Annotated in this window: 8 protein-coding genes, 1 tRNA gene and 1 other RNA gene; 4 read left to right on the forward strand and 6 right to left on the reverse strand. The window is 31.5% G+C overall.

Annotated features, from left to right (window positions below):
- The first annotated feature begins 56 nt into the window (after window positions 1-56).
- The 3 genes from N4A44_01630 to N4A44_01640 all read left to right on the forward strand — a co-directional run bounded on the left by N4A44_01630 (window position 57) and on the right by N4A44_01640 (window position 2,833).
- Window positions 57-133: transfer RNA gene (locus N4A44_01630), tRNA-Met, on the forward strand.
- A gap of 443 nt (window positions 134-576) precedes the next feature.
- On the forward strand, window positions 577-1,554 hold the full coding sequence (locus tag N4A44_01635) for an SDR family oxidoreductase (protein ID MCT4552346.1): 978 nt from the start codon (window positions 577-579) through the stop codon (window positions 1,552-1,554).
- 139 nt (window positions 1,555-1,693) lie between these two features.
- Window positions 1,694-2,833, forward strand: coding sequence for a hypothetical protein (locus tag N4A44_01640; GenBank protein ID MCT4552347.1), 1,140 nt, complete (start codon window positions 1,694-1,696; stop codon window positions 2,831-2,833).
- Between the two features lie 4 nt (window positions 2,834-2,837).
- On the opposite strand, the gene N4A44_01645 is transcribed toward N4A44_01640, so the two are convergent.
- From N4A44_01645 to rnpB, 5 genes are all read right to left on the reverse strand, one after another.
- Window positions 2,838-3,095, reverse strand: a complete 258-nt coding sequence (locus tag N4A44_01645; protein MCT4552348.1) for a hypothetical protein — start codon at window positions 3,093-3,095, stop codon at window positions 2,838-2,840.
- Window positions 3,096-3,122: 27 nt separating this feature from the next.
- Complete coding sequence (locus tag N4A44_01650; protein ID MCT4552349.1) at window positions 3,123-3,386, reverse strand: hypothetical protein; 264 nt, start codon at window positions 3,384-3,386, stop codon at window positions 3,123-3,125.
- Between the two features lie 29 nt (window positions 3,387-3,415).
- On the reverse strand, window positions 3,416-3,673 hold the full coding sequence (locus tag N4A44_01655; GenBank protein ID MCT4552350.1) for a hypothetical protein: 258 nt from the start codon (window positions 3,671-3,673) through the stop codon (window positions 3,416-3,418).
- Between the two features lie 80 nt (window positions 3,674-3,753).
- Window positions 3,754-4,917, reverse strand: coding sequence for an SAM-dependent methyltransferase (locus N4A44_01660; protein MCT4552351.1), 1,164 nt, complete (start codon window positions 4,915-4,917; stop codon window positions 3,754-3,756).
- A gap of 90 nt (window positions 4,918-5,007) precedes the next feature.
- An RNA gene (gene rnpB, locus N4A44_01665) (RNase P RNA component class A) lies at window positions 5,008-5,306 on the reverse strand.
- 76 nt (window positions 5,307-5,382) lie between these two features.
- Between rnpB and N4A44_01670 the strand changes: the two genes are divergently transcribed.
- Entirely contained in the window at window positions 5,383-5,703 is a 321-nt protein-coding gene (locus tag N4A44_01670; protein MCT4552352.1) for a hypothetical protein, read from the forward strand.
- A 34-nt stretch (window positions 5,704-5,737) separates the two neighbouring features.
- On the opposite strand, the gene N4A44_01675 is transcribed toward N4A44_01670, so the two are convergent.
- On the reverse strand, window positions 5,738-6,849 hold a 1,112-nt coding region (locus N4A44_01675), incomplete at its 5' end, for a hypothetical protein (GenBank protein MCT4552353.1).

A 6,849-nucleotide genomic window follows, 5' to 3' on the forward strand; every position in this document is an offset into this window, starting at 1 on the left:
ATTAATGTTTGAAGCTTTGATTATTGAGAAGTGAAGACTAAATACATTATTAATATGGCGGAGTAGCTCAGGTGGTTAGAGCAGCGGAATCATAATCCGCGTGTCGGGGGTTCAAGTCCCTCCTCCGCTACCAATTTTATAAGAAAGTTCAATATTGTTTTGAACTTCTTTTTTTTTGAGAAACAGGAACCCCATGGGTTCAAGTCTGCCGCTGGCGAACTAAAGTTCTTGCTTGCAGGCCGGTCCTAAACGATTTCAATTCACTTTGTTCTTGAAATCTACTCTCATTCTGCCGCTGGCGAACTAGAGTTCTTGCTTGCAGTAACACGTAAACGAACTGTTGCGATTTCTGTAAACTTCGAAATCTTTCAGTTCTACTTTGTTTCCCTCCTCCGCTACCAATTTTATAAGAAGGTTCAATATTATTTTGAACTTCTTTTTTTTTGAAAAATATCAATTAATTTAAATTAAGATAATTTCTTCAAAAATGATCCTTTTTTGTTTTAAATTTAAAAGAATTTTTCTTTAAAATATATAAACATTTTGATATTATGAATTTAAATATAAGGAGATGATATGTCGTATAAAGATATTAAATTTGATAAAGGTACTAAATTCTTAGTCACAGGTGGTGCTGGATTTATTGGGTCAAACCTAACTGAGGCAATTTTAAATTTAGGATTTAAGGTAAGAGTTCTAGATAATTTTATAACTGGGAAAAGAGAAAATCTAGAAAGCTTTAAAAATAATGAAAACTTTGAATTGCTTGAAGGAGATATAAGAGATATTGAAACATGTCGTAAAGCTTGTGATGGCGTTGATTATATACTTCATCAGGCTGCTTTGGGATCAGTTCCAAGATCTATTGAGGATCCCGCTACATCTACTGAGGTAAATATAAATGGTGCGCTGAATATGCTTATAGCTGCCAAAGACAATGGCAATATCAAAAAATTCGTTTATGCTTCTTCTTCATCAGTTTATGGAGATGAACCTAAATTGCCTAAGAAGGAAGGTATTGAAGGAAAACTTCTATCACCTTATGCTATTACTAAACATGTAGATGAATTATTTGCAAAAAATTTCTTTGATTTATTTGGTCTTAAAACTGTTGGACTTAGATATTTTAATGTATTTGGGAAAAGACAAGATCCTCATTCAACATACGCAGCTGTAATTCCTATTTTCGTTAAAAAACTTATTAACAATGAAGCTCCAAAGATAAATGGTGATGGAGAACAGTCAAGAGATTTTACATATATTGAAAATGTTATAGAAGCTAATCTTAAAGCTTGTCTAGCTGGAGATGAAGCAAGTGGCGAAGCTTTTAACATAGCATACGGAGGAAGAGAAACTCTTAAAAATCTTTATAATCAATTAAAAGAATTATTGGGAAAAGATATTTATCCAATATATGGTCCTGATAGAGCTGGAGATATAAAACATTCTAATGCTGATATTTCAAAGGCAAGAGAGCTTTTGAAATACAGTCCTGATTATGATTTAAGCAAAGGATTGAAATTAACTATAGACTGGTATAAGAAAAATATTTAAAACTTATTTATTAATATTCAAAAGACCTCTTTATTCAAAAGGGGTCTTTTTTTAGGGATAAATTATTATTTATGTAGGTTGAAAATATTTAAAAAATATAGTATTATTATTTCGTAAATACTATTCAGGAGATGTCGATATGGATTGGGAAAGCGCTATACTTGATGCAAAAGAAAAAATAGTTGAAAAAAATACTTCTTTTAAGGAACGACTAGCTCAAATTGAGAAAGAGAATATTGAAGAAGAAAAAAGAAATAGAAAAAGAATTATAAAAGAGCGAAAAGAAAGAAAAGAAACTAAAAAAGAACTAAAAAAAGTAAAATTCTTAAAAAAGCAAGAACGAGTTAATAGGGTCAAAAACAAAGATATATATGATATAATTGATGAATTTTATTATTCAAAAGATGAATCTGACACTATAAAAGAAATGATGTTCTTATTAAATTCTGATAGATATGTAAAATTATTTAAAACATGTTTTGGAGACTATTTATTAGAAAGAATTTCCGAACTATTATCAAATACCCCTACTAGTTTTAGAAGAACAGGAAATTTTGAAAAGGATTTTTCAATTACTAAAGCTGATTTTCATATGTTAAATGATGAAATCTCCGAAGAAATTAAGGAAAAGGGAGCTCCTGATTATACATCATATAAATCTGATGAATATTGCCCTGGTTTCAGACAAGAAATCTCCTCTGCATATTACTATTTAGAAGATGGGGTTGTTAGAATATCTGATCACTGGGTTGGCGTTGGAAAAAATATTTGGAATTTAGATAAGGAATATATTAGAAAATTAAAAAAAGAAGATGCTATATCGAGTAACAATGAAAACTTATTTTTACGAGAACCTGTTTATGCATATGCAAAATATAAAGATTTTTCTATAAATACAGAGTATTTAAAATCTATTCTTGATAGATTTCATAATTTTCTGGAGGTTAATGAGGATATATATGGGAACGATATTAATAAATATTCTTGGGAGGAAATATGGAGCAATAAAGATGGGTTCAAGCCTCTTAAAGTTAATAATGAATATTTTGACAATGATCTTTTTTCTAAATCTACCTATATGTATGATGGACATAAAAACTATTTATTTGATAAACTGTTTATTGATAAGCAGGGAGAAATGATAGATGGATTTAATGATCTGGAGAACGCTAAAGCTAAGCTAGAGAAAAAAACTAAAAAAAGAGAGAGAAAAGATAGACGAATAACAGAAAAGCAAATAGAACAATGGTCTAGGAAGTTTAATTCTAATTCTTTTTAAATCTTTATTCAAATATACTCATGTCTAGCTCTATTTCGTAGTTGTCTTTGAAGAATTCTAAAACATCTTCCTTGGTGTCACATAAATAGTCATTTATGCATTTAAATACGTTAAAGTGTTTTGGATATACTTTTCTTAGCTTTCTTGGATATAGTTTATCTACTGAGTATTTTTCAAGTACATAACCGCTTAGGTAATGCCTTATTATATAATAAGTTGTTTCACTGATTGTAACTATTCTGTATTCTTTGTTTATTGGCATGGTACTTCTCCAATAATCAAATTTATTTTATTCGAAGATGCTCATATTTAGATCTATATTATAATTAGTTCTAAAGAAATCTAGCACATCTTCTTTATCTGCGCAAAAGGCGTCACCTATTACTTCGAATACTTTAAACTCTTTCGGGTAATCCCTGTTTTTATTTTCGGGGGAGATTATTTCTGACGAATATCTCTTTAGAATAAAGCCTTCTGGAAACTCTAACATAGTGTAATAGTTTCCTGCGTCTATATTTATTATCTTTACTTTTTCTCTTTCTCTGGTGTTCATATCACACCTCCCGAATTATTCTCTACAGCCTAATTAAATATACTCATATCTAATTCTATGTTGTAATTATCGCTGAAGAAATCTAACACCTCTTCTTTAGTTTTGCAAAGGTAGTCGCCAGTGTATTTGTAGACATTAAAATGTTTAGGAAGTCTAGATTTGAAACTGCTTGATGAAAAGTCATCTGAAGCATACTTTTGTAGAATATATCCGTCGGGATATCTTTCTATCATATAATAGCTATCACAATCAATTGTTACAATTCTATACTGTTTATCTAGCGACATCATTTTGCCCTCCTAAATAAATGCTATATTTTAATTGTAAACAAGTTGTTTTAATTTGCTAAAACAATATTTTTTTCAATTTATTTCAATATGCTATCTAGATATAGATTTTTCAATCCCCAAGCTTCTTTGAAATCATTGAGATTCTTTTCTGTTTTAGGAGTTTGTCCGCCCTTAGTTTTGATGGCTGTTATCATGATATTTTTACCAGTATGTTCTCCATCTATAAACTCTGTCATGCTTGTTTTGTAACCATGAGATTGAAGTAATAAGCTTCTGTAAGTGTCTGTTAGAAGAGCACAAGTTCTTTCTTTTACTAGACCGAAAGATAAGCTATCTTTTAAAGCTTTTTCTGAAGGATTAATCTTCTTGAAAAATTCTTGTTGGCAGCATGGAGCCGAGAATATCATTTTAGTTCCTGTTTGAATTGCTTTTGCTAAAATATCATCTGTGGCTGTATTGCAAGCATGAAGACTTAGAACTATATCAGGAGATTCTCCCTTTTGTTGGAATTCAGCTATTGTAGAATATTTAAATGATAAATTGTTGAACCCTACTTTCTTTGCAGTTTCATTCGAGAAATTGACCAACTCTTTATTAAAATCAACACCGATTACTTTTGCTTTTATTTTCTTTAAACTTGTAAGATAATGATAAAGGGCAAATGTTAAATATGCTTTTCCACATCCATAGTCTATCACTGTTAATTCTGAAAAATTTTGTTTTTTAATTTCATTATCTATTATTTCCAAAAACTTATTTAGTTGAGTAAATTTATCAGACATAGAATTTATTATTTTTCCATCTTTGTCTTGAATGCCTAATCTGTATAAAAATGGATAAAATTTATCCCTTGAGATAAAGTGATTCTTTTCTCTATCATGTGATAAATCTGCTGCTTGCTTTATCGTTGCTGATGACTTCTTTATTTTTATTTTTTTAGGAGTGCAAATTAAGTGAATATCACCTTCTGTTGTTTTCAATATAACGTTAGCGAAACCCTCTTGAATAAATAGCTCTATTTGAGATTGAGCCTCATCTAATTGAAGGTTTTTATGATATACTTTTCTCTCATCATACATGGCAAATTGAAGTCTATATTTTTCTTTTATAAGAACAGGCTTTATATCTATTTTTTTGTATGGAGAATTTGGTGTTCTACCAGTTACAGAACCTTTAATAAAAGATTCTTGGTTTGAAATTGAATTTAATATTTCGTTTTTAACTTCTTTTGATATTAACATTTTATACCTTTTCTTACTATATTGTCAGAATACTAAATATATTGAAAAATTGCAATCATAATAAAAAGCACCTTAGGTAGGTGCTTTATTTAGGCTAGACGGTCAGTAAGCCGGATTCTGTTTTATGGAATTATTACTCTTGGATTTATATTGCTACAAATCTCTTCGCTGGCTACCACTTTGATGGGGGCAGGAGCCCTGTTGTATCAAACAATTTGCCATTGCACCAGATAGAGTTTACCGCGTTTCACTCCTGACTAAACAGGCTCGTCTCTGTGGCACTAGTCCTCGCCTCACGGCGGATGGGCGTTACCCACTATCTTTCCTGCTGGTGTCCGGACTTTCCTCTACAGCTCCGAAGAGCTCACAGCAATTCCTCAACCATCTAACAATGTTAATTTAGTCAAGATTATTGAAATTACAAGTAAATTATGTTAAAATTTTTAAAAATGATGGAGGTCTTTCGTGAAATTTAATAGCAATTTCATTTTTATTTTAGCTTTTATATGCGCAAGTTTTAGCTCAAACGATTCTTATTCTAGAGTTGGTAGAATGGGAGGATGGGCTTCTGATGATAATAAATTAAAGGTTCGTGAGAATGATAATGAGACTTTTGATGAACATATATCTTGGGCGGAAGATGAGAAAATAGTTAAACCTGCTTATCAGCCACCAGCATATGACGAAGATGGCAGAACTGGAGATATGGATATAGATTATACCGGTTCAAACACCTATAAACTTCCACCCGTTTTGGAAAGTGTTAAAGATTTAGAAATTAAATAAAAAAGGTCCTAATTTGGACCTATTTTTATATATTTTAAGGGCAGCCAAATGGACTAGTACATGGCTTATTACCACTTTTTTCTTCATAAGCCCTACAAAATTCACCCTGATGATATTCTCCTGTCATACATAAATATTCTAAATCCATCTCATCTAATTCATCTATTTTAGGAAGAAGTGCATCGCAAAATTCATCCTGCCTATAATTTCCTCTACTACAAGGTCTTACTAGATCATGGGTTCTAACTTCAGCTTGCCTATCTAGCACTCTATCACAGGCATTATTACTATTGCTGATAGGATATGTACAGGCACTTGTTAATAAGTTAATTGGAGCATCCTCTGATTCAATCTCATCAAAATATTTTTTACAAATAGCTTCATCTTCTCCACTAGCTCGGCAAGCACTCATATTTAATGTTCCTGATGTACCTGGATGATTTATTGCAGCCATACAAAATTCCTTTTTGTGATATGGAGATGAATTGCAACCGTCATGTAAGTGAGATATACCGAGATCTTCTGTTAATAAATAAGCTGAGCATGCTACCTCACTTTTTTCCCATATACAATCTTGACGAGCATCCCATTCGTCGTGAGAGGACATATAATCTGCTATTTCGTCTGTCATTTTAGGTTTGGGATAAGGATTTTCATTTGAAGGCGTATCATCCCCTCCGGAAGATCCTTCATTAGTTGATGTTCCATCCTGATTTACATTAAGACCCGCATAATAAATAACGCCACTTTCCCCTGTGCAAGCTACTTTTGCCTCTGGAATTTTCTTTAAGAAAGAGTTATCTGAAGTAACATATTTACAATCTCCATCTGGCATAGGACCCATTCCGATCTCATATAAGTCTTTACTAGTCGCCTCTATTGTATAAGCACCTCCAAATGGAGTTACACTACTCTTAAATAATCCTGTATCAACAAACATGTTGTCGAAAGTTCTATCCGTACCTAAATAAGTACCTGTCTCGGTATACCCTGTATTTACATAACTTTTTCTTATTTTTTGTGCTATAGAAGAAATATCGCTTTTTATGACATTCATTTTAGAATTTTTATACGCCATTTTATATGCTGTTATTGCTAGCACTGTAATTACTGCCATGATGCCTAGAACCCCTAGCATCTCTATCA

The sequence above is a fragment of the Alphaproteobacteria bacterium genome (genome assembly GCA_025210155.1).
Classification (GTDB): Bacteria; Pseudomonadota; Alphaproteobacteria; order Rs-D84; family CASDRH01; genus JAOASE01.

Excerpts from the sequence above, each read along its gene's own strand:
- N4A44_01640 (MCT4552347.1), top strand. The coding sequence starts at position 1,694 with ATGGATTGGGAAAGCGCTATACTTGATGCAAAAGAAAAAATAGTTGAA.
- N4A44_01645 (MCT4552348.1), bottom strand. The coding sequence starts at position 3,095 with ATGCCAATAAACAAAGAATACAGAATAGTTACAATCAGTGAAACAACT.
- N4A44_01635 (MCT4552346.1), top strand. The coding sequence starts at position 577 with ATGTCGTATAAAGATATTAAATTTGATAAAGGTACTAAATTCTTAGTC.
- N4A44_01660 (MCT4552351.1), bottom strand. The coding sequence starts at position 4,917 with ATGTTAATATCAAAAGAAGTTAAAAACGAAATATTAAATTCAATTTCA.
- N4A44_01655 (MCT4552350.1), bottom strand. The coding sequence starts at position 3,673 with ATGTCGCTAGATAAACAGTATAGAATTGTAACAATTGATTGTGATAGC.
- N4A44_01650 (MCT4552349.1), bottom strand. The coding sequence starts at position 3,386 with ATGAACACCAGAGAAAGAGAAAAAGTAAAGATAATAAATATAGACGCA.